Source organism: Kribbella sandramycini (genome assembly GCF_013131805.1).
GTDB lineage: Bacteria > Actinomycetota > Actinomycetes > Propionibacteriales > Kribbellaceae > Kribbella > Kribbella sandramycini.
The window spans coordinates 471,723-492,044 of sequence record NZ_JABJRC010000007.1 but is presented as its reverse complement, the minus strand read 5'-3'; the positions used below and the strand labels follow the sequence as shown (position 1 = coordinate 492,044).

The following is a 20,322-nucleotide window of genomic DNA, read 5'->3' as shown; positions in this document are numbered from 1 at the left end:
TTGGGGAAACACCCAGTCTCCATTCCGAACCTGGAAGTTAAGCCCTTCAGCGCCGATGGTACTGCGATCGGGAGGTCGTGGGAGAGTAGGACGCCGCCGGACTTTCACACTGTTAAGGGCCACCCCGCAAGGGGTGGCCCTTGGCATTTGTCCGGGTAGTTGCGGCCGCTCGCGGCGCCCTCCGGCCGGGTCACTGGGTGGCTCGATGCGGGAGGTTGCGGGCCGGGGCGGTAAGTTTGTGCGGTTACAGTTCTTCGGTTTGAGCATCAGCAGCTGGTTGTCAGCAGCGTTAGGAGTCACCTGTGGCTACGCCACCTCGCAATCCCCGCTCCGGTTCGGGGGACCGCCGCGGTTCGTCCGGGGGCGGTGGACGCTCCGGCGGGAGCTACGGATTCGGCGCCGGCCGGTCGGGGGCCGGGCGTTCGGGCGGTGGTTCGTCCGGCGGTGCCGGACGCTCCGGCGGCGGGCGGTTCGGTGGGTCCTCGGGTGGCTCGAGTGGCGGGTCGCGCGGGTCTTCGCGGAGCGGTGGTGATCGCGGCGAGACGCGCCGCGGGTTCGCCGGCTCCCGTGGTGACGACAAGGCTGAGCGGGATCCGTTCGGCGGCCAGCTCGCCGGGCGGGACGACCGTTCCGGTGGCTACCAGGGTCGCTCCGGCGGCCCGCGCCGCGACGACCGCCCCACCGGCGACCGCGGCGGCTACCGCCGCGACGACCGCGGTGGTCGCGATGAGCGTTCGGACGGTGGCGATCGCGGCGGTTTCCGGCGTGATGACCGTTCCGGTTCTGGTGATCGCGGTGGGTTCCGTCGTGACGACCGTGGTGAGCGTTCTGGCTCTGGTGACCGTGGTGGATTCCGGCGGGACGATCGTGGCGGGCGTGATGAGCGTCCGGCCGGTGGTGGGTACCGTCGCGACGACCGCGGTGGTCGCGATGAGCGTTCGGGCGGTGGCGATCGCGGCGGTTTCCGGCGTGACGATCGCGATGGCCGTTCTGGCGCTGGTGATCGCGGTGGGTTCCGCCGTGACGACCGTGGTGAGCGTTCTGGCTCTGGTGACCGTGGTGGATTCCGTCGTGATGACCGTGGTGGTCGTGATGAGCGTCCGGCCGGTGGCGGGTACCGTCGTGATGATCGCGGTCGCGATGACCGTTCTGGCGCTGGTGATCGCGGTGGGTTCCGCCGTGACGACCGTGGTGAGCGTTCTGGCTCTGGTGACCGTGGTGGGTTCCGGCGGGACGACCGTGGCGGGCGTGATGAGCGGTCGGCGTATGGGGATCGTGGTGAGCGGGGCGGGTTCCGGGGGGATGCTCGGGGTGGGTCTCGGGCTGGTGGGCCGGCTCGGGGTGAGCGTGGGGCGTTCCGGCGGGATGAGCGGGGCGCCGAGCGTGGTGCGCCGCGTCGTGACGACCGGAGTGCGCCGCGGCGGGATGACCGCGGGGTTGCCGGGCGGCGTGATGAGCGTGGTTCGGAGCGCGGTGGGTTCCGGCGGGATGAGCGGGGTGCTGGGCGTGGTGGGCCGCGGCGGGACGACCGGCGGGATGACCGTCGTGGTGGATTCGGCCGGGACGATCGCGAGGAGAAGGCTGGTCCGCGTCGCGACGACCCAGTGATTCCTGAGGGCATCACGGGCGCCGAGCTGGACCGGGGAGTGAAGGCGGAGCTGCGGTCGTTGCCGCGTAGCCTGGCCGACCTGGTCGCGCAGCACCTGGTGGCCTCCGGCCGATTCCTGGACGACGACCCCGAGCGCGCCTACCTGCACGCGCGGACGGCCCGACGGCTGGCTGCGCGGCTCGGCGGCGTCCGGGAGGCGGTCGCGATCACCGCGTACCTGGCTGAGCATTACGACGAGGCGTTGACCGAGTTCCGCGCGGTACGGCGGATGACGGGTAACCACGAGGTCATCGCGATGATGGCGGACTGCGAGCGTGCGCTCGGGCGGCCGGTGAAGGCGCTCGCGCTGGCGCAGGACAAGCACGTCCGCGACCTGTCCGAGGCCACGCAGATGGAGCTGCTGATCGTCACGGCCGGTGCGCGCCGCGACATGGGGCAGACGGCTGCCGCCGTCCAGATGCTCGAGGTGCCGGAGCTGTCCAAGCGCACGCGCGCGGAGTGGCTGCCGCGCCTGCGGTACGCGTACGCCGACGCCCTCGAAGCCGCCGGGCGCACCGACGACGCCGTCATCTGGTTCCACCGCGCCGCCGGCTCCGACGCCGACGGCTCAACCGGCGCCGCCGAACGCGCCGCCGCCCTCGAGGGCCTCGAGTTCACCGACCTCGACGCCGACGAAGACGACTACCTCGAAACCGAAGACGCCGAAACCGGCCAGGACGACGCGGACGAGGACGACGACCTCGAAGAAGCCGAGGACTTCGACGACTCGGACGAGACCGACGACCTCGACCAGGACGAGTCGGACGACGCCGAGGATGACCTCGACGACGACTCGGAAGACGACGACGACTCGGACGCGGACCTCGACGACACCGCCGAGGGCGACGCCGACGAAGACGACAACCTCGACGACGAGGATGGCGTCGACGGAGGCGAGTTGGCCGGCGAGGGTGACCTCGGTGCGGCCGGCGCCGACGTGGACGGCGACGAGCCGGAGGAGCTCGCCTCAGGTGAAGCAGCCGGCGAGACCGACAGCGGTCAGTCGAAGGAGTAACCAGCTCGCGTGAGGTCCTCCCGGGGGAGCATGACCCCGGGAGGAGCGGGTGACCGGCGTGGGGCTCCCGTGGGAGTAGCCGCCGCGGGAGACGTAGGTGTTGCGTGGGTTTCTCGGGGGGAGTAGGCGCCCTGACGGCCGCGGGCCTTGTGGGGTAGCTGCCGCGGGAGAAGCGGGCGTCGTGCGGGTTCCCGGGGGAGTAGGTGCCTCGGAGGGCTCCCGGGGGAGCGGGGCTTGTGTGGGCTTCTGCGGGAGTTGGCGTGCTGACGGGCGTGGGCTTGCGGGGGGAGGTGTTGTGGGGTGGCGACTCGCGGGGGTGGGCTGGGGTGGGGGGAGGGCTGGAGAATGGGGGGATGGGTTTGAGTGTGGGGTGGAGTGGGCCGGTTACGGGGGATGCGCCGGTTGGGGTGTTGGTGGGGGGTGCGCTGGCCAAGGGGGCGGCGCGGTTGCAGCGGGCTGTTCGGATGGTGGAGAAGGATGAGGATGATGCCATCCACCAGGTGCGGGTTTCTTGCCGGCGGCTGCGGAGCAATCTGAAGTTGTTCAAGAAGGTGCTGGCGGGTGGCTGGTCTGCTGAGTTGCGGGCTGAGCTGGCTGGGTTGGCGCTGGCATGTGGGGAGGCGCGTGATCTTGAGGTGATTGCCGCCCTCGTTCAGGAGACTGCCGGCGGTGAGGACGACGCCGCGCAGGTGGAGCTCATCTCGGGCACTCTGCGGGCTGGTCTGGCTGACGCGGCGTCCAGAGCCAACACGGTGGTGACCAGTGACGAGACGGCGGCTTTGCTGATCCGTCTGCAGCAGACAGCGGCGGCTCCAGAGCTCAAGCCGCGGGCGGACGAGCGGTGCGCAGATGTGCTGCCCGAGCTGCTTGCCGGCGCCGTCGGTGTGTTCACCCAAGAGGCCGACAAGCTCCAGCCGTGGACTCCGGACGACGACTGGCACGAGGTCCGCCTGCTGGCGAAGCGAGCGCGGTACGCCGCCAAGACGTGCGCCGCCGTACTCGGTGCGGAGGCAGAGGCGACCGCCGTGCAGGCAGCCAAGTACCAAGAGCTCCTCGGGCAGCACCAGGACCATTGCGCCGCCGCAGACGCCCTGGTGGCGCTCCTGCCGGCCGCTGAGCCGCCCCTGGCCTTCACCCTCGGCCGCCTCGTCGAACGGCACCGAGCCGCCCGCAAACCGCTCCGCGAGGAGTTCCTCACCCTGTACCACCGCTCTTGACACTCTGACCCACCCGTTGTACATGTTTATACATGTCTGAACAGGTGGGCTACTCGAAGCGATCCCAACTGGTGGCTGAGCTGGCCGCGGAGATCCGCACCGGCCGGCTCGGTCACGGTGCGCGGTTGCCAGGGGAGAACCAGCTCGCGACCCGCTACCAGGTGTCGCGGGGCACGGTCCGCAGTGCGCTGGCTGAGCTGCAGCGGCGTGAGCTGATCACCACGGAGTCCGGTGTGGGCTCGTTCGTCACGTTCGACGGGCAGCCGCTCGACCAGCAGGCGGGTTGGGCTCGTGCGCTGGCCGAAGGCGGCGCTGACGTCCAGACCGAACTGCTGGGCATCACAGCTGGCGGTGACCCCGCTGTGGAGGAGCAGTTCGGCCCAGTCGTCACCGTCCGCCGGCTACGGCGTTCCGACGGCCGACCGGTCTCGGTCGAGGTTTCCGCGCTGCCGGCGGTAGGCATGCTGGCCGACCTGCCCGACGCCGGACTGGTCGACGGTTCGATCACGGCGACGCTGCGTGCCGCAGGTCGCGAGGGCGGTGGCGGCGAGCAGTGGATCTCGGTCGAGCCACTCGACGCAGCCGACGCGGCCCTGCTCGACCGTGCGCCTGGTGAGCTGTTTCTGCGCGCAGTCCGAGTCACGCGCGACGCGGACGGCGGTCTGGTCGAACACGTCGTCAGCTTGCTCGACCCGCAGCGCTTCCGGTTCCACCTGAGCTTCCCGGCCGCCCGATGAGTACCCGGGACCGAGCTCTGGGAGCCCTGTACGGCTTGGCGATCGGCGACGCGCTGGGTATGCCCACCCAGTCGCTGTCCCGCGCCGAAATCGCGCAGCGGTACGGCGTCGTCGACAGACTGCTCGCCGGCGCACCGGACCAGCCCATCGCCCCGAACATGCAGGCGGGCACCATCACCGACGACACCGAGCAGGCGCTGCTCCTGGCGCAACTGCTGGTCGAAGGCGACGGCAAGGTCGACCCGCATCGGTTTGCGGCCGCTCTGCAGTCCTGGGAGCAGGAGATGATCCGCCGCGGCTCACTGGACCTGCTGGGCCCGTCCACCAAGCGTGCCCTGGACCGTCTGGCGTCTGGTGAGCCCGCCGAGCAGACCGGCCGCGACGGCACGACCAACGGCGCAGCGATGCGTGTAGCCCCGGTCGGAATCGCCCACAGCGGCGAGACGTTGCTTGATGCCGTGGTCGAGTCCTGCCTGGTCACCCACAACACCGGCCTCGGTATCGCGGCTGCGGCCGCAGTAGCCGCTGCAGTGTCGGCCGGCGTCGGCGGATCCGATCTGCCGACAGCCGTGGCAGCCGCAGAGCGGGCTGCGGCTGAAGGTGGCCAGCGCGGCCACTGGGTGGCTGGCGGCGGGATTGCCGCTCGACTGCGCTGGGTGCGTGGATGGGTACGCGAGATCGCGCCCGACGACCTGCAGCCGGCCCTGGACGAAGTCGTTGGTACGAGCGTCGCCGCGAATGAGTCCGTGGTCGCAGCGTTCGCTCTGGTCGAGGCACTGGGCACGGACGTCCGGGCAGCGCTGACCACAGCCGCCTCCCTCGGCGGCGATACAGACACCATTGCCGCGATCTGCGGCGCCGTACTGGGCGCGCAGCACGGCATGGCCGGGCTTCCGGGCGATCTGCTCGAACAGGTCCGGCGCGTCAACCAGCTCGACCTCGACGCGACTGTCGACGGTCTGCTCGCACTGCGCTCCACAAACCACTGAAGGAGGCCATGATGGCCACCGATACTGCTAGCCGGCCGGCGGAGTCCACTCTGGAGAACCGGGGGATCGAGCCGGTGCCCGTCGCGGAGCGGGAGGGCCGGCCCGGGCAGCTGTTCTGGGTCTGGTTCGCCGCCAACATCTCCATCCTCGGTCTGCCGCTGGGAGCGACGCTGGTCGCAATGGGGATGACGGTGTGGCAGGCCGTCATCGCCGCGGTCGCTGGGGCGGTCGGCTCGTTCGCCATCGTCGGTGCGATCTCCATTGCCGGACGCCGTGGCGGTGCGCCCGGTCTGACCCTGTCCCGCGCGACGTTCGGTGCACGCGGCAACATCGGGCCGACTCTGGTCTCGCTGTTGTCCAGACTGGGTTGGGAAACGGTAAACACCACGACGGCGGCGTTCGCGCTGCTCTCGCTGGCCACGATCCTGTTCGGCACCACTCCGGCAGCCAAGGAGCACCCAGTGCTCACCATCGTCGCGATCGCCGTCTTCGAGCTGTTGACGGTACTCGTCGCCGGCCTTGGCCACGCCTTCCTCGTTGCGGTGCAGCGGTGGGCGACCTGGGTGTTCGGTGCACTCAACCTGCTGGTCGGCGGCTTCCTGGTGGCGACCGTCGACTGGTCAGCTGTCGGTGCCGCTACCCCCGCGCCTATCGGCGTACTGATCGCCGGCGTCGGCGTCATCGCGGCCGGGACTGGGATCGGCTGGGCCAACGCGTCGGCTGACATGTCGCGCTACCAAGCGCCGTCCGTGCGTGCCGGGTCGCTGGTGCTGTCAGCTGCGGCGGGTGCCGGGATTCCGCTGGTGCTGTTGATCTCGTTGGGCAGTCTCCTCGCTGCGGGCGATCCGAGCCTTGCTGCGGCGGGTGACCCGGTCGCCGCGATTCGTGCGATGCTGCCGAGCTGGATGGCCGTGCCGTACCTGATCGCCGCATTCGGTGGTCTGCTGCTCTCCAACCACCTGTCCGTCTACTCGGCCGGACTGACCACTCTCACCCTGGGGGTGCGAGTCCGGCGTGTGTACGCCGTGATCGTGGACGTAACAGTCACGTTCGCGGGTGCCATCTACTTCATCCTGATCGCAGATGGCTTCTACGGCCCGTTCATCGCCTTCATCAGCGCACTGGCCGTCCCGATCACCGCATGGGTCGGAGTGTTCGCAGTCGACATGCTGCGCCGGCACCACTACGACGCCGCAGCTCTGCTGGACACCAGCCGGACCAGCGCCTACTGGTACCGCGGCGGAGTCGCATGGCGAGCCTTCGGCGCCTGGGCGCTAGCGATCGTCGTCGGCTACCTGTTCGCGACTCTCGGCCCCGCATCGGACCCGTGGTTCACCGGACCGCTCGCTGACACCTGGTTCGGTACGAACGGGCTCGCCTGGGTCATCACGTTCGTGGTCGGCGCCGGGACGTACGCCGTCCTCGGCGGTGCGCGTCCGACGTCCGACGTCCCGCTGGAGGTGGCGCAGTGACCGGGCGGCTCGTGCACACGGGACAGGTCGTGATCGACCTCGTCATGCAGGTCCCGGCGCTGCCGCCCGTCGGTGGCGACGTCCTGGCCGCCTCCACGGTCGAGTACGTCGGTGGCGGTTTCAACGTGATGGCCGCAGCGGCTAGGGCCGGCGCAGCGGTCGTGTACGTCGGTGGTCACGGGACCGGAGTCCGCGGCGACCGGGTGCGGACCGAGCTCCAAGCTGAGGGCATCGCGCTGTCTCAGGACACCACCGCGGATGTCGACACCGGCGTCTGCGTAGTCCTCGTCGACAACACCGGTGAGCGAACGTTCGTCACCGGCAGCGGCGCCGAAACCGCCGTGGGTGCTGCACTTCCGAAGCTGGAAGCCGACGACATCGGCTACGTGTCCGGCTACAGCTTGGTCGTGCCAGAGAAAGCCGAACAGGTACTGGCGATCCAGGGCGGTGCATTGTTGGTCGATCCAGGCCCATTGGTCGCCGACATCGATCCTGACGTCTGGGCGCGCACGTTGGCTCGCACGGCGGTCCTGAGCTGCAACGACCGCGAGGCGCGCCTGCTGACCGGCACAGCCGACCCGCAGGCCGCTGCGGAAGAGCTGGCCAGGCGACTACCCGACAATGCCGTTGTCGTGGTGCGGACCGGTGCTGAGGGCTGTGTCGTCGTGCAGCACGGCAAGGTGCACGTGGTGCCGAGTGTTCCGGTCGAGGTGGTGGACACGAACGGAGCCGGCGACGCGCACTGCGGCTGGTTCGCGGCCGAGCTGCTGCGGGGCACCGACGTACTCGAGGCCGCTCGGCGGGCAAACGTCGCAGCGGCGATCGCAGTAACCCGCAGCGGGCCTGCAACGGCTCCCGGCCGGGATGAGGTCACAGCATGCGGAACAGCAGCCCCACCCGCGGTTTAGGGCCGAACGAGGTGGCCTTCTGCGGCAGTACGACGCCCTGGATCGCCGAGCTGAGCACCTGGTCGAGGTGCGGTGCGGTCAGCTCGATAGCGGTCTGCGCAGGGTTCGCGAGCGCCAACGCATCGGACCAGGTGTGATGGAAGCTGATGTCGTCCTCGACCGCGCCCCACGCCGGGAGCAGATGCTCGTGGAGCGACGAGACCGCCGGGACGGTCTGACCGTTGGACGGTCGGACCGTCAGCCAAGTGCTCCCGTCAGTGACAGCGATCCGGTCGCGCGGCTGATCGGAGCGGCCGGGTAGCACGTTCCACCCAGCAGGTGTCCGGGACTGCACCATTTCCAACGTCAGCCCGGGCACAACGCGGTGAATCGGGTCCAGCGTCAGCGGATGCCGGTTGTAGTCGACCAGCATGGCCAGGCCGACCGACGTACTGGCGCGCTGCGGCTCCCGGCGCTGGCGTTCGAGGTACGCCGCGTAGCGGTGGTGGCCATCGGCGATGAGCGCCTCGTGCCGACCGATCTCCGCGGAGATCACCGCGAGCGTTTCGGGGTCGTCGATCCGCCAGATGCGGTGTTCGGCGCCGTTCTCGGTTTCTGCCTCCAGCCATGGCTCACCGGAGCGTGCCGCGTCCACTGCGTCACTGGCCGCGTGACCATCGCCGTACGCGAGCAGAATGGGCTCGAGATCGGCATCTGTGGCTTCCATCAGCTCAAGCCGGTCATCGACCCAGTGCGGCATGACATTCTCGTGCGGGAGCACTACACGGCGCTCCGGATCCAGACCGAGCGAACCGATCAGACCGCACAGTACGGCGTCGCCCAGCGTCTGCTCGTAGACATAGAGCGCTGGCCGCTCGTCCTGGACGACGATGCCGTCGCGCTGCCACCCGGTGAGCCGCTCGGCGGGCTCGTCGTACCGGCTCGGACCCAGGTCGGGGTCGCGTGGAAGGATGAGCCTCACCATGTTGTGCAGATCAGACGCAGTCAGCCGCCGGACGATGGCGGGTTCCAGCACGTCGTACGGGGGAGAGGTGACGGCGCCCAGCGCGCTCACCTTCCCCGCGACGAACCGCCACGCGCGCAGCGGTTCCAGCCGCAGCACGCTCGCCTTCGCATCCGGCATGAGCGGCATCGTACGGGCGGACGCATGAGCCCGCACGGCGAAGCGCCAGCACCTTTGTCGGAGTGTGACGAACCGCTCGCGAGCCGGTACGACGTCGCGCTGCTTGATCTGGACGGCGTTGTGTACGTCGGCCCGGATCCGGTCCCGGATGCTCCGGAGAACCTGCGCAAGGCCGCCAAAGAGGGCATGCGGATCGGATACATCACCAACAACGCCAGTCGGCCGGCCCGGGTCGTGGCCGAGCATCTGGCGTCGTTCGGCCTCGATGTGATCGCCGACGACGTCGTGACGTCCGCCCAGGCTGCCGCGAAGCTGATCGCGAGCGAGTACCCGAAAGGCTCGCCGGTGCTGGTTATCGGCGGCGAGGGGTTGTACGCCGCTCTGGAGGAGTACGAGCTCACTCCGGTGCGCAGCAGCGACGCTGACCCGGTAGCTGTCGTCCAGGGCTTCCACCCGGATGTGAACTGGGTGATGCTCGCTGACGGCGCGCATGCGATCAACGAGGGCGCCAAGTGGTTCGCCACCAACCTCGATCTGACCATTCCGACCGCAGGTGGGATGGCACCGGGTAACGGCACGCTGGTGCAGGCAGTGCGCGCGGCTGTGCAGATTGACCCGGTCGTGGCGGGTAAACCGGCCCCTCCGCTGCTGGAGACCAGCATCGAGCGGCTGTCTGCCAAGAAGCCGCTGATGATCGGCGACCGGCTGGACTCCGACATCGCAGGCGCCCATGCGGTCGGCATCGCGAGTCTGTGGGTCGCCACCGGCGTACACGACGCGCACGACCTGGCCAGGGCGCCGAAGGACGAGCGCCCGACGTACATCTCGCCTGACCTGGGTGGGCTGGCGCAGAAGCACCCCGGTGTCCAGGTGGACGGCGGCAAGCACACCTGTGTCGGCTGGACCGCTGAGGTCGTCAACAACGCAGTAACTGTCAAAGGCGAGGGCGAGCCGTACGACGGCCTGCGCGCGATCCTGTCCGCGGTCTGGGCCGCTGCCGACGCTCCGGCCAAGCCGGTCGCGAAAAAGGCGACCGGGCGTGGCAGCCGCCGTCCGCTGCCCAAGCCTGCGCCTGCGCTGGGCACGATCGACATCAACGCCGCGCTGCACCGGGTCGGCCTGGACAAGTGAACCCGAAGCGCTACCGTTGCTGGAACGAAGCGAGGAGGCAGTCATGGTGATGGACGCACTGCGCGGCTACGTACAGCTGGCGAACGGTCTGACCGAGGTCACCAAGCAGCGGGCGCAGGCCGCCGCCAAGGCGTTGCTGCAGCAGACCGGCGCGGACGCGCTGACGTCCGGGCTGACCACCAAGGTGAGCGACCTGGCCGACGAGATCGTTGCTACCAGCAAGAGCAACCGCAAGCTGCTCGAGGCGATCGTGACCAACGAGGTCGAGGGCGCGGTCGCGCGGCTCGGGTTCGTCCGGTCCGAGGAGGTCGACGCGCTGACCCGCCGGGTCACCACGCTGGAGTCCGAGCTGGCCGACGCCCGTGCGGAGGCCGCTGCGGCGTCGGTGGTCGCTGCTGCGGCTCCGGTACCGGCCAAGAAGGCGCCTGCCAAGAAGACTGCGGCCAAGAAGGCTCCGGCGAAGAAGGCCGCCGCCAAGAAGGCGCCTGCCAAGAAGGCGCCCGCGAAGAAGACCACGGCGAAGAAGGCCTGACGTGACCGAACACCCTGGCGAGCAGTTCCCCCCGGACGTCGATCCCGACGTGGAGCCGGACTACGCGCCGGACGGCGAGGAGACCCCCGCCCAGCCCGACTACGACGCCGAGCCGGCGCCGGAGAGTTTCGGGTACGCCGAAGCCTCGCAGGAGCACCTGGACCCGGCAGAGGTCGAGTTCGGCCCGGAGTTTGCCCGCGAGCCGGGCCAGCAGCACGAGCGGCCGTTCGTCGCGGAGTCCGCCGACGAGGAATCGGAGTCCGGGCACCCGCTGGTCGAAGAGGTGATGGGCCGGCTTGACGACCTGCGGGAGCGGCCGGTTGGCGAACACGCGGAGGTGTACGCCGATCTGCACGAACGGCTGCAGACCGCGCTCGTCGAGGCGGACTCCGACCAGAGCGACAGCAGGTAAGTGGCCAAGGGAGTCAAGCGGTCGCGGCTGGACGCCGAGCTGGTACGGCGGGGGCTGGCGCGCTCGCGTGAGCAGGCGAGCGAGCTGATCGCCGCCGGCAAGGTGAAGGTCTCCGGGACAGTCGCGTCCAAACCCGCGACCGGGGTCGGAACGGACGCACCGATCGTGGTGGACACGTCCGACACCGACGACCCGGGCTACGCCAGCCGGGGCGCGCACAAGCTGATTGGCGCGCTGGAGGCGTTTCCGGAGGTACAGGTCAAAGGACGGACCGCTCTGGACGCAGGCGCGTCCACTGGCGGTTTCACCGACGTACTGCTCCGCAACGAGGCGCAGCACGTGTTTGCCGTCGACGTCGGCTACGGCCAGCTGGTGTGGGCCCTGCAGACCGACGAGCGGGTCACAGTCATGGACCGGACCAACGTCCGGACGCTGACCCTCGAGCAGATCGGCGGTGCGCCGGTGGACCTCGTGGTCAGCGATCTGAGCTTCATCTCGCTGACGCTGGTGCTGCAGGCGCTGCTCGGCGTGGTGAAACCGGACGGCGAGCTGATGCTGATGGTGAAGCCGCAGTTCGAGGTCGGCAAGGAGCGGCTGGGCAAGGGCGGCGTCGTCCGGGATCCGGAGCTGCGGGCGGACGCCGTCCGCGGAGTCGCCGCGAAAGCGGGGGAGCTGGGCTGGGGGATCGCCGGGGTCGCGGCCAGCCCGTTGCCGGGTCCGTCGGGAAATGTCGAATACTTCCTGTGGATACGGCGTTCCGCGCCGCCGCTGGATGAGACGATGCTCCAGACCGCTATCGAGCGCGGACCACAGTGAGTTGGAGGCGGAGTGGCTGAGGTTGAGCCGCGGTGCGTGCTGCTGGTGACGCACACCGGCCGGGACGAGGCGGTCGAGGTCGCCCGCGCCGCGCACCGGCTGCTGACCGGCGCCGGGCTGCAGGTCCGGCTGCTCACCGACGAGGCCGAGGCCCTGAAGCTGGAGCCGGTCGATCTCGCCGAGGACCCGGACAAGGCCGCCCAGGACGCCGAGCTGATCATCGTGCTCGGCGGCGACGGCTCGATCCTGCGTGCCGCCGAGCTGGCCCGCCCGCACGGGACGCCGATGCTCGGCGTGAACCTCGGTCATGTCGGCTTCCTGGCCGAGGCCGAGGTGGACGACCTGGAGCGGATCGTCCAGGTCGTGGTCGACAAGAGCTACACCGTCGAGGAGCGGATGACGCTTGCCGTCGACGTCCGGCTGGACGGCGAGCCGATCTTCGAGACCTGGGCGCTGAACGAGGCGAGTGTCGAGAAGGCCGCCCGGGAGAAGATGCTCGAGGTGCTGGTCGAGGTCGACGACCGGCCGCTGTCGCGCTGGGGCTGTGACGGCGTCGTCGTCGCGACCCCGACCGGGAGTACGGCGTACGCGTTCTCGGCCGGCGGGCCGATCGTCTGGCCCGAGGTCGAGGCGATCGTGCTGGTCCCGGTCAGCGCGCATGCGCTGTTCTCGCGGCCGATCGTGGTGGCGCCGTCGTCCCGGCTCTCGATCGAGCTGGTCCGCAGCTGGAACGGCCGCGGCGTGCTGTGGTGCGACGGCCGGCGGATGGCCGAGGTGCCGCCGGGCGCCGAGATCGTGGTCCGCCGGGGCGCCCGCCCGGTCCGTCTCGCCCGGGCGCACGAGGCGCCGTTCACCGACCGTCTGGTCGCCAAGTTCGATCTCCCGGTGCTCGGCTGGCGCGGTGCCGCCGAGCGCAAACGCAACCCCAACGGAAACGGGAACTGAGTCAGATGCTTTCTGAGATCCGCATCACCGGCCTGGGTGTGATCGAGGACGCGACACTGGACCTCGACCCCGGGTTCACGGCCGTGACCGGCGAGACCGGCGCGGGTAAGACGATGGTCGTGACCGGCGTGAACATGCTGCTGGGCGGTCGGGCCGACAGCGGCCTGGTCCGGCACGGGACGCGCCGGGCCCGGGTGGAGGGGCGGGCGACCGCCGTACCGAAGTCGATCGTGCAGCAGGCCGAGGACCGTGGCGGCGAGCTGGACGACGAAGAGCTGCTCATCGCGCGTGAGCTGTCGTCGGAGGGGCGCTCGCGGGCGTTCCTGGGCGGCGCCTCGGTGCCGGTGTCGGTGTTGGGTGAGGTGTCGGGCGATCTGGTCGCCATCCACGGCCAGGCCGACCAGTGGCGGCTGCTGCAGCCTGCGCGGCAGCGCGAGACGTTGGACACCTTCGCTGGTAAGCCGGTGCTGGTGCCGCTGCAGGAGTACGTGTCGGCCTACAAGCGCCACCGCGAGGTGGAGGCCGAGCTGACCGATCTGACCACCAGACAGCGCGACCGGCTCGCTGAGGCCGATCTGCTCCGCTTCGGCCTCGAAGAGGTCGCCAAAGCCGAGCCGCTGCCAGGTGAGGATGCTGAGCTCGCAGCGGAGGAGGAGCGGCTCGCGTACGCCGATGGGCTGCGGACCGCGGCTACTACCGCGGCTGACGCGCTCGCCTCCGAAGACCTGGATTCCACTCGGCCGAACGACGTACTCGGCCTGTTGTCGTTGGCGAAACAGGTTCTGGACGGAGAGCGCGAGCACGACACGAAGCTGGCCGAGCTGGCCGATCGGGCCGGTGAGCTGGGCTATCTGGCCGCAGACCTGGCCGGTGAGCTTTCGTCGTACGCCGCCGACGTCGACACCGACCCGGCGCGGCTGTCCGTCGTCAGCGAGCGCCGTGCCCTGCTGAGCACGCTGATCCGCAAGTACGGCGCCGAAGCGGGCACTGTCGATGAGGTGCTCGACTGGGCGAAGCGGTCGGCTGAGCGGCTGACCGAGCTGGATGGCAGTGACGAGCGGGTCGAACTGCTCACTGGAGAGCTGGCCGAGCTGGCTGCGACTCTGACCGAGCTGGGCCGACAGATCCGGGAGGCGCGCATCGAGGCGGCGCAGCGGCTCGGCGTCCTGGTGTCGGAGGAGCTGACCGGGCTGGCGATGCCGCACGCGACGCTGTCGGTAGAGGTGCACGAAACGGTTGCCGGTCCGTTCGGGATCGACGAGATCGAGTTCTGCTTCGCGGCGAACCCGGGCAGCCCCGCGCGTCCGCTGCAGAAATCCGCCTCCGGCGGTGAGCTGTCGCGGGTGATGCTGGCGCTCGAGGTGATCCTGTCCGACACGCACAAGGTGCCGACGCTGGTCTTCGACGAGATCGACGCCGGGATCGGCGGCCGGGCCGCGGTCGAGGTCGGAAAGCGCTTGGCCCGTCTGGCCGAGAAGGCTCAGGTCATCGTCGTCACCCACCTTCCGCAGGTCGCCGCGTTCGCCGACCGGCACGCCGTCGTCCTGAAGAGCGACGACGGCTCGGTCACCACCAGCGGCCTGGTCGCCCTCGACGACGAAGCCCGCTTGAAGGAACTGTCCCGGATGATGGCCGGCCTGGAGAACTCCGACGCCGCCCAGGCGCATGCCGAAGAGCTGCTCGCGCTGGCCGCCGAACGGCACAAGAAACCGCGGAAGAGTCGTTCCAAAGGATGAATTGACTGTTCGGTCCCGGGGAATTCGGCGGCTGATCGGCCGCCGGGAGGGGGAATGAGCCGGAACGGGCTGCTGAGCATGGCAGGATGAGAGCGCGATGAAACTGCCCAGCCTGCGGAGAGCACGCCCGACTGAACTGCCCGGGATCACCGGAGTGGTCCGGCTCGATCGCCGTACCAAGAATCTCACCAAACGGCTCAAGCCGGGGGAGATCGCGGTGATCGATCACGTCGACCTCGATCGGGTGAGCGCCGAGGCGCTGGTCGACTGCAAGGTGTCCGCGGTGGTGAACGTCGCGGACTCGATCAGCGGCCGCTACCCGAACCTCGGGCCGGAGATCCTGGTCGGGGCCGGCGTCCCGCTGGTGGACGGCGTCGGGCGCGAGGTGTTCGCGGTGCTGCACGAGGGCGAGCGCGTCCGGGTGCACGACGGCGCGCTGTACCGCGGCGACGAGGTGGTCGCGAAGGGCGTCGCGCAGGACACGCAGAGTGTCGCCGAGATGATGGACGACGCCCGCGCCGGGCTGTCGACGCAGCTGGAGGCGTTCACCGCCAACACGCTCGACTACCTGCGCCGCGAGCGCGATCTGCTGCTGGACGGCGTCGGCGTCCCCGAGATCCACACCCACATGGACGGCCGGCACGTGCTGATCGTCGTCCGCGGCTACGACTACCGCGACGACCTGGTCGCGCTGAAGCCGTACATCCGCGAGTACCGGCCGGTGCTGATCGGCGTCGACGGCGGCGCCGACGCGCTGGTCGAGAACGGCTACGTCCCGGATCTGATCGTCGGCGACATGGACTCGGTCCGCGACGAGACGCTGAAGAGCGGCGCCGAGGTCGTCGTGCACGCCTACCGCGACGGGCGCGCGCCGGGCTCGGAGCGCCTGGAGCGCCTCGGGGTGGAGTCGATCGAGTTCCCGGCCACCGGCACCAGCGAGGACGTCGCGATGCTGCTGGCCGATTCCAAGGGCGCCTCGCTGATCGTCGCGGTCGGCACCCACAACTCGCTGGTGGAGTTCCTCGACAAGGGCCGCTCCGGAATGGCCAGCACCTTCATCACCCGCTTGCGCGTCGGCGCCAAGCTGGTCGATGCGAAGGGCGTCGGCCGGCTCTACCGCAGCCGGGTCTCGACGTTCCAGATCGTCGCGCTGGTCGTGGCCGGTCTGTTCGCCCTCGGCATGGCGATGGTCGCCATCGACGCCGACGAAGTGCTGTGGTCGATCCTGCGGGCGCGCTGGAACGACTTCACCTACTGGATCCGGGAGCTGTTCACGTGATCGACTTTCGCTACCACATCGTCTCGATCGTGGCGATCTTCTTCGCCCTGGGCGCCGGTGTGGTGCTCGGCGCCGGCCCGTTGAAGGGCACCGGGTCCGACATCATCCAGAACCAGGCGAACGTCGACCGCGCGAATCTCGTCGCCGCCCGCGACGAGATCAACCAGCTCAAGGCGCTGAACAAGTACCACGAGGACTACGAGGCCAAGGTGACGGCCGGGCTGGCCGACAACAAGCTGAACGGCCGGCGGATCGCGATCGTCACGATGCCGAACGCCGACGGCGACGAGACCAACGCGCTCGCCGACGAGCTGGAGGCGGCCGGCGGCCAGGTCACGGTCCGGGTCGCGCTGGACGCGAAGTTCCTCGACCCCGGTCAGCGGCAGCTCGTCGAGCCCCTGGTGCAGAACCTGGTCACCGCCGACCTGGACTTCCCGCAGAACTCCACGACGTACGAGCGGGCCGGGATGATCCTGGCCCGCGGCGTCGCGGCCAAGGACGAGGGCCGGACGGCGGACGCCGACTCGACCAGGATCATCAGCGGGCTGACCGGCTCGAAGCTGGTCTCGCTGAAGCCGTCGCAGGTCAAGGACCGGGCCAGCCTGATCGTCGTGGTGGCCGCGAAGCCGGCGACGCCGGCGCCGGACAACTCGACGTACAACGACGCGATCGACCTGATCGAGGGAATGGATCAGGGCAGCGGCGGCGTCGTCGTGGCCGGCACGGCGGAGACCGCGAAGGACGGCGGGCTGCTGAAGGCGTTGCGCAGTGACTCCGACGCGACCAAGATCGTTTCCTCGGTGGACGTGGCCGATCTGCCCGCCGGGCAGATGACGGTCGTCTTCGCGCTGGTCGAGCAGACGACCGGCAAGGCCGGCCAGTACGGGGCCTTCGACGCGAAGAACGGCATCGCGCCGGCGGACGTACAAGTGAAGGACAACTGACGTGGGACTTTTGAGCGCCGTCGTAGCCGCGGCCGCAACTGCCGCGCTGGAGAAGGCCGCGGAGAAGCTGCCGAAGGAGAACCGGCAGCCGTTCGAGCGGACCAACCACCGCGGCGAGACCGTCACCCTGCTGGAGGGCCCGGTTGCCGTTCTGGGTGCGCTGGCCGGTGTCGTCGCCGCACCGTCGACTCCCGGCAAGGTGAAGGCCGCTGCGCTGCTCGCCGGGTCGGTGTCCGGTGCCGTCGGCGCGTACGACGATCTGCGCGGGGCTACCCAGACCAAGGGTTTCCGTGGGCACCTGTCCGCGTTGAAGCGCGGTGAGGTGACGAGTGGTGCTGTGAAGATCCTCGGCGTCGGCGCTGCCGGTCTGGCGGCGGCTGCGTTGCTGCCGCGCAAATCCACCGGTGTGAAGGCGCTGGCCGGTGTGGTCGCCGATGGCGCGCTGATCGCGGGGACTGCCAACCTGACCAACCTCCTCGATCTCCGGCCCGGCCGCGCCCTCAAAGCCGTGGCAGCCGTCAATGCGCCTTTGGCTGTCGTCAACGGCCCTGCTGGTGCAGTAGTAGGTGCAGCCGCGGCGTCAGCCCCCTCAGACCTCGGTGAGCGCTCCATGCTCGGCGACTGCGGCGCCAACGGCCTCGGAGCCATCACCGGCACCGCTCTGGCCGCCTCCCTGCCGCGCCCCCTCAAAACCCTCGCTCTGGCCGCCGTGGTCGCGCTGAACCTGGCTAGCGAGAAGGTCAGCTTCACCAAGGTCATCGCCGAGAACCCGACCCTGGACAAGATCGACCAGTGGGGCCGACGCCCCCGGTGAGATCGCGCATTGCGCAGGCTGCTCTGCTGGTGGCTGGGGTCACCGTGCTCGCCCGCGTGGTGGGGTTCGGGCGGTGGCTGGTCTTCTCGAAGACGGTCGGCGCCGGGTGCCTGGCTGAGGCTTACACGACGGCGAATCAGCTGCCGAACATCTTGTTCGAGGTGGTGGCTGGTGGGGCGCTGGCGGGTGCGGTGATTCCGGTGCTGGCGGGGCCGGTAGCCCGGGGCGATCGGGCCGCGCAGGGGCGGATCGTCGGTGCGCTGCTGACGTGGTCGTTCGTGTTGCTGTTACCGGTGGCGGCGCTGTCGTGGGTGCTGGCAGGCAGCTACACCGACGCGATGCTTGCCGGGGAATGCGGCACGGCGGGGACGGCAACGCGGATGCTGGTGATCTTCGTGCCGCAGGTGTTCGGCTACGCGGTGGCGGTGATTGCCACCGCGGTTCTGCAGTCACACAAGAAGTTCGGTGCGGGAGCCTGGGCGCCGCTCATCTCCAGCCTGGTCGTTGTCGGCACGTACTTCGTGTTCGCGGCGATGGCTCCTAGAGCTGATCAGGCCTCCGGTGCAGCGGTTGATGTGCTGGCGTGGGGTACTACTGCGGGTGTCGCCGCGCTGGCGCTCACCGTGTTGATTCCGATGCTCCTGCTGCGGTTGCCGATCAAGCTCACCCTCAAGCTCGACCCTGGCGTCGGCCCGGTGCTGCGGAAGCTCGCTCTGGCCGGCCTCGCGGTGCTGGTCGCGCAGCAGCTCACCTTTGTCATTACGACGTACCTGGCCAACCACCGTGGTGCTGCGGGCAGCATCGCCGTCTACACCTGGGCGAACGCGGTCTACCTGCTCCCGTACGCCGTACTCGCGGTCCCGATCACCACTGCGGTCTTCCCGCGGCTGGCGGCGGCGTACCAGGCGGGGGAGCAGTTCAACGGTTATGCGGCCGGTTCGACCCGTGCGGTGATGCTGGCCGGTGGTGCGGGCGCTGCGCTCCTGGTCGGCACCGCCGTCCCGGTCGCGCGCATCTTCGCGTACGACGACGGCGCAGTGCGCGAAGCGCAGGCCACGTCACTCGGGAACGCGTTGGTCGCGTTCGCTCCGGCCGCCATCGGTTTCGCGGTGCTCATGCACGTCGGTCGTGTGCTCTACGCGCGGCACTCCGGCCGCCAGGTCGCCGTCGTCACCTCAGCTGCCTGGGTGCTGGTCGCCATCTCCGGCATCGCGCTCACCACCCAGTGGGACGCCGTACCGGCGTTGGCGGCCGCGATGTCGATCGGCATGGTCCTCGGAGCGGTCGTCCTCCTCGGCGTACTGCGCAAAGACGCTGGTCCGGAGGCCCTGGCTGGGCTGGTCCGTGCGACGCTGGCCGCAGTTGTCGGCGCCGTACTGGCCGGTGCTGCGGGCTGGGCGGTCGCGCTGCCCGCGCAGGACGGCGGAGTCGGCAGCGCAGTCCTGTTCGCAGCGCTCTCCGGCCTGGCTGTCGTCGCTGTGTACGGCGTGGTCGCCGTGGTGCTGGATCGCGCGGACGCGCGCGCCCTGCTTCGTAGAGGTGTTGTGGAGGAGACGTCATGAAGATCGGTCTGCTGCTCGCGGAGTCGCGAGGCGGGATCGGGCAGCACGTCGCCTCCTTGGTGCCGCGCTATCTGGCTGCCGGACACGAGGTGGTCGTCTGCGCGCCGCCCGGCACCGCAGAGCACTTCGACTTCGGCGCCGCGACGGTAGTAGCGCAAGCCCCGGCGCTCCGCGGCTCGGACGTCATCCACGCCCATGGCTACCGCGCCGGCATGGCCGCGCTGCGCGACCGTGCCAATCTGCGCCCGCTCGTCGTGAGCTGGCACAACGCTGTGATCGCCGCCGGTCCGCGCGGCCTCGTGATGCGCCTCGGCCAGCGCTTGGTCGCTAAGGGTGCAGACCTTACGCTCGGCGCCTCCAGCGACCTGGTGGAGCTTGCCAAGAGCCTTGGAGCCCGTGACGCCCGGCTGGCGCCGGTGGCCGCGCCGGCCGTGCCGCAGGCCGCCGTGAGTGCCGCAGCTGTTCGTGAAGAGCTCGGTCTGGCGCCAGAACAGCCGCTGGTTCTTACAGTCGGTCGGCTGGCCCCGCAGAAGGACTACCCGACGCTACTCTCCGTGGCCGCGTCCGTCCGCGAGTCGACGCCGGACGCCGTTTTCGTCGTGGTCGGCGACGGTCCGTTGCGGGACAACCTCCAGGCCCGCATCGACGCCGAGCAACTGCCGGTGCGCCTGGTCGGCCACCGCAGCGACGTCGCTGACCTGCTGAACGCGGCAGATGTCTTCCTGCTGACGTCGCACTGGGAGGCCCGGGCGCTGGTGATCCAGGAGGCCATGCAGGTCGGCGTACCGGTGGTGGCGACTGCGGTTGGCGGCATCCCGGAGCTGGTCGACGACAGCGCCGTACTGGCCTTTCCCGGGGATTCCGACGGGCTGGCCGACGGAGTGCGGGCAGTGCTTGCCGAGCCGGAGACCGCGAACGCTATGCGGACACGTGGCCGGGAGCTGGCCGCCGGATGGCCGGGCGAGGACGCCGTCGCGAAGAATCTGCTCGACATCTACGCGGGTCTCGTCGCGACCACCCCTTGACAGCAGGTAGGCTGGAG

The 20,322-nt window shown here is 69.8% G+C and carries 19 protein-coding genes and 1 rRNA gene; 19 read left to right on the top strand and 1 reads right to left on the bottom strand.

Translation table 11 applies throughout. The annotated features are described in order from the left end of the window. The 8 genes from rrf to HPO96_RS27895 form a co-directional block, all read left to right on the top strand. Positions 1 to 102 (top strand): 5S ribosomal RNA (gene rrf, locus HPO96_RS27930); the annotation flags it as partial. A 639-nt stretch (positions 103 to 741) separates the two neighbouring features. Continuing rightward, positions 742 to 1,608, top strand: coding sequence for a hypothetical protein (locus HPO96_RS27925; RefSeq protein ID WP_171677305.1), 867 nt, complete (start codon positions 742 to 744; stop codon positions 1,606 to 1,608). Positions 1,609 to 1,646: 38 nt separating this feature from the next. Continuing rightward, on the top strand, positions 1,647 to 2,663 hold the full coding sequence (locus HPO96_RS27920; RefSeq protein WP_337796840.1) for a hypothetical protein: 1,017 nt from the start codon (positions 1,647 to 1,649) through the stop codon (positions 2,661 to 2,663). Positions 2,664 to 3,016: 353 nt separating this feature from the next. Then, entirely contained in the window at positions 3,017 to 3,880 is an 864-nt protein-coding gene (locus HPO96_RS27915) for a CHAD domain-containing protein (RefSeq protein ID WP_272954694.1), read from the top strand. A gap of 32 nt (positions 3,881 to 3,912) precedes the next feature. Beyond that, positions 3,913 to 4,617, top strand: coding sequence for a GntR family transcriptional regulator (locus tag HPO96_RS27910; protein ID WP_171677303.1), 705 nt, complete (start codon positions 3,913 to 3,915; stop codon positions 4,615 to 4,617). Continuing rightward, entirely contained in the window at positions 4,614 to 5,606 is a 993-nt protein-coding gene (locus HPO96_RS27905) for an ADP-ribosylglycohydrolase family protein (RefSeq protein WP_171677302.1), read from the top strand. Before HPO96_RS27910 ends, HPO96_RS27905 begins: the two co-directional genes overlap by 4 nt. Before the next feature lie 11 nt (positions 5,607 to 5,617). Next, positions 5,618 to 7,078, top strand: a complete 1,461-nt coding sequence (locus HPO96_RS27900; RefSeq protein ID WP_238355552.1) for a purine-cytosine permease family protein — start codon at positions 5,618 to 5,620, stop codon at positions 7,076 to 7,078. After that, positions 7,075 to 7,986 (top strand): PfkB family carbohydrate kinase, encoded by a 912-nt coding sequence (locus HPO96_RS27895; RefSeq protein ID WP_171677300.1) that lies wholly within the window; start codon positions 7,075 to 7,077, stop codon positions 7,984 to 7,986. Before HPO96_RS27900 ends, HPO96_RS27895 begins: the two co-directional genes overlap by 4 nt. Here the strand turns inward: HPO96_RS27895 and HPO96_RS27890 are convergent. Then, positions 7,949 to 9,109 (bottom strand): DUF1015 domain-containing protein, encoded by a 1,161-nt coding sequence (locus HPO96_RS27890; RefSeq protein WP_171677299.1) that lies wholly within the window; start codon positions 9,107 to 9,109, stop codon positions 7,949 to 7,951. The two genes, HPO96_RS27895 and HPO96_RS27890, sit on opposite strands and share 38 nt — an antisense overlap. A 24-nt stretch (positions 9,110 to 9,133) precedes the next feature. On the opposite strand from HPO96_RS27890, the gene HPO96_RS27885 reads away from it, so the two are divergent. From HPO96_RS27885 to HPO96_RS27835, 11 genes are all read left to right on the top strand, one after another. Further along, on the top strand, positions 9,134 to 10,240 hold the full coding sequence (locus HPO96_RS27885; RefSeq protein WP_171677298.1) for an HAD-IIA family hydrolase: 1,107 nt from the start codon (positions 9,134 to 9,136) through the stop codon (positions 10,238 to 10,240). Positions 10,241 to 10,283: 43 nt separating this feature from the next. After that, a complete protein-coding gene (locus HPO96_RS27880) occupies positions 10,284 to 10,772 on the top strand; it encodes a phasin family protein (RefSeq protein WP_171677297.1) in 489 nt (162 codons plus the stop codon). A 1-nt stretch (position 10,773) separates the two neighbouring features. Next, a complete protein-coding gene (locus tag HPO96_RS27875) occupies positions 10,774 to 11,184 on the top strand; it encodes a hypothetical protein (protein ID WP_171677296.1) in 411 nt (136 codons plus the stop codon). After that, entirely contained in the window at positions 11,185 to 12,000 is an 816-nt protein-coding gene (locus HPO96_RS27870; protein ID WP_171677295.1) for a TlyA family rRNA (cytidine-2'-O)-methyltransferase, read from the top strand. A 12-nt stretch (positions 12,001 to 12,012) separates the two neighbouring features. Further along, positions 12,013 to 12,945, top strand: coding sequence for an NAD kinase (locus HPO96_RS27865; RefSeq protein WP_171677294.1), 933 nt, complete (start codon positions 12,013 to 12,015; stop codon positions 12,943 to 12,945). Positions 12,946 to 12,950: 5 nt separating this feature from the next. Then, positions 12,951 to 14,681 carry a DNA repair protein RecN gene (recN, locus tag HPO96_RS27860; protein ID WP_171677293.1) on the top strand — a complete coding sequence of 577 codons (1,731 nt, stop codon included), beginning with the start codon at positions 12,951 to 12,953 and terminating at the stop codon, positions 14,679 to 14,681. Between the two features lie 97 nt (positions 14,682 to 14,778). Further along, positions 14,779 to 15,960, top strand: a complete 1,182-nt coding sequence (gene steA / locus HPO96_RS27855) for a putative cytokinetic ring protein SteA (RefSeq protein ID WP_171677292.1) — start codon at positions 14,779 to 14,781, stop codon at positions 15,958 to 15,960. Next, on the top strand, positions 15,957 to 16,904 hold the full coding sequence (locus HPO96_RS27850; RefSeq protein WP_171677291.1) for a copper transporter: 948 nt from the start codon (positions 15,957 to 15,959) through the stop codon (positions 16,902 to 16,904). Before steA ends, HPO96_RS27850 begins: the two co-directional genes overlap by 4 nt. A 1-nt stretch (position 16,905) precedes the next feature. Next, positions 16,906 to 17,718, top strand: coding sequence for a hypothetical protein (locus tag HPO96_RS27845; RefSeq protein ID WP_171677290.1), 813 nt, complete (start codon positions 16,906 to 16,908; stop codon positions 17,716 to 17,718). Next, positions 17,715 to 19,280 (top strand): murein biosynthesis integral membrane protein MurJ, encoded by a 1,566-nt coding sequence (gene murJ, locus HPO96_RS27840; protein WP_337796839.1) that lies wholly within the window; start codon positions 17,715 to 17,717, stop codon positions 19,278 to 19,280. Before HPO96_RS27845 ends, murJ begins: the two co-directional genes overlap by 4 nt. After that, positions 19,277 to 20,305, top strand: coding sequence for a glycosyltransferase family 4 protein (locus HPO96_RS27835; RefSeq protein WP_171677289.1), 1,029 nt, complete (start codon positions 19,277 to 19,279; stop codon positions 20,303 to 20,305). The genes murJ and HPO96_RS27835 overlap by 4 nt, the downstream gene beginning before the upstream one ends. Positions 20,306 to 20,322: the final 17 nt, after the last annotated feature.

Coding starts and splice junctions, on each gene's coding strand:
- HPO96_RS27915 (WP_272954694.1), top strand. CDS start 3,017: ATGGGTTTGAGTGTGGGGTGGAGTGGGCCGGTTACGGGGGATGCGCCG.
- HPO96_RS27910 (WP_171677303.1), top strand. CDS start 3,913: ATGTCTGAACAGGTGGGCTACTCGAAGCGATCCCAACTGGTGGCTGAG.
- HPO96_RS27905 (WP_171677302.1), top strand. CDS start 4,614: ATGAGTACCCGGGACCGAGCTCTGGGAGCCCTGTACGGCTTGGCGATC.
- HPO96_RS27900 (WP_238355552.1), top strand. CDS start 5,618: ATGGCCACCGATACTGCTAGCCGGCCGGCGGAGTCCACTCTGGAGAAC.
- HPO96_RS27890 (WP_171677299.1), bottom strand. CDS start 9,109: ATGCCGGATGCGAAGGCGAGCGTGCTGCGGCTGGAACCGCTGCGCGCG.
- HPO96_RS27885 (WP_171677298.1), top strand. CDS start 9,134: ATGAGCCCGCACGGCGAAGCGCCAGCACCTTTGTCGGAGTGTGACGAA.
- HPO96_RS27880 (WP_171677297.1), top strand. CDS start 10,284: ATGGTGATGGACGCACTGCGCGGCTACGTACAGCTGGCGAACGGTCTG.
- recN (WP_171677293.1), top strand. CDS start 12,951: ATGCTTTCTGAGATCCGCATCACCGGCCTGGGTGTGATCGAGGACGCG.
- steA (WP_171677292.1), top strand. CDS start 14,779: ATGAAACTGCCCAGCCTGCGGAGAGCACGCCCGACTGAACTGCCCGGG.
- HPO96_RS27835 (WP_171677289.1), top strand. CDS start 19,277: ATGAAGATCGGTCTGCTGCTCGCGGAGTCGCGAGGCGGGATCGGGCAG.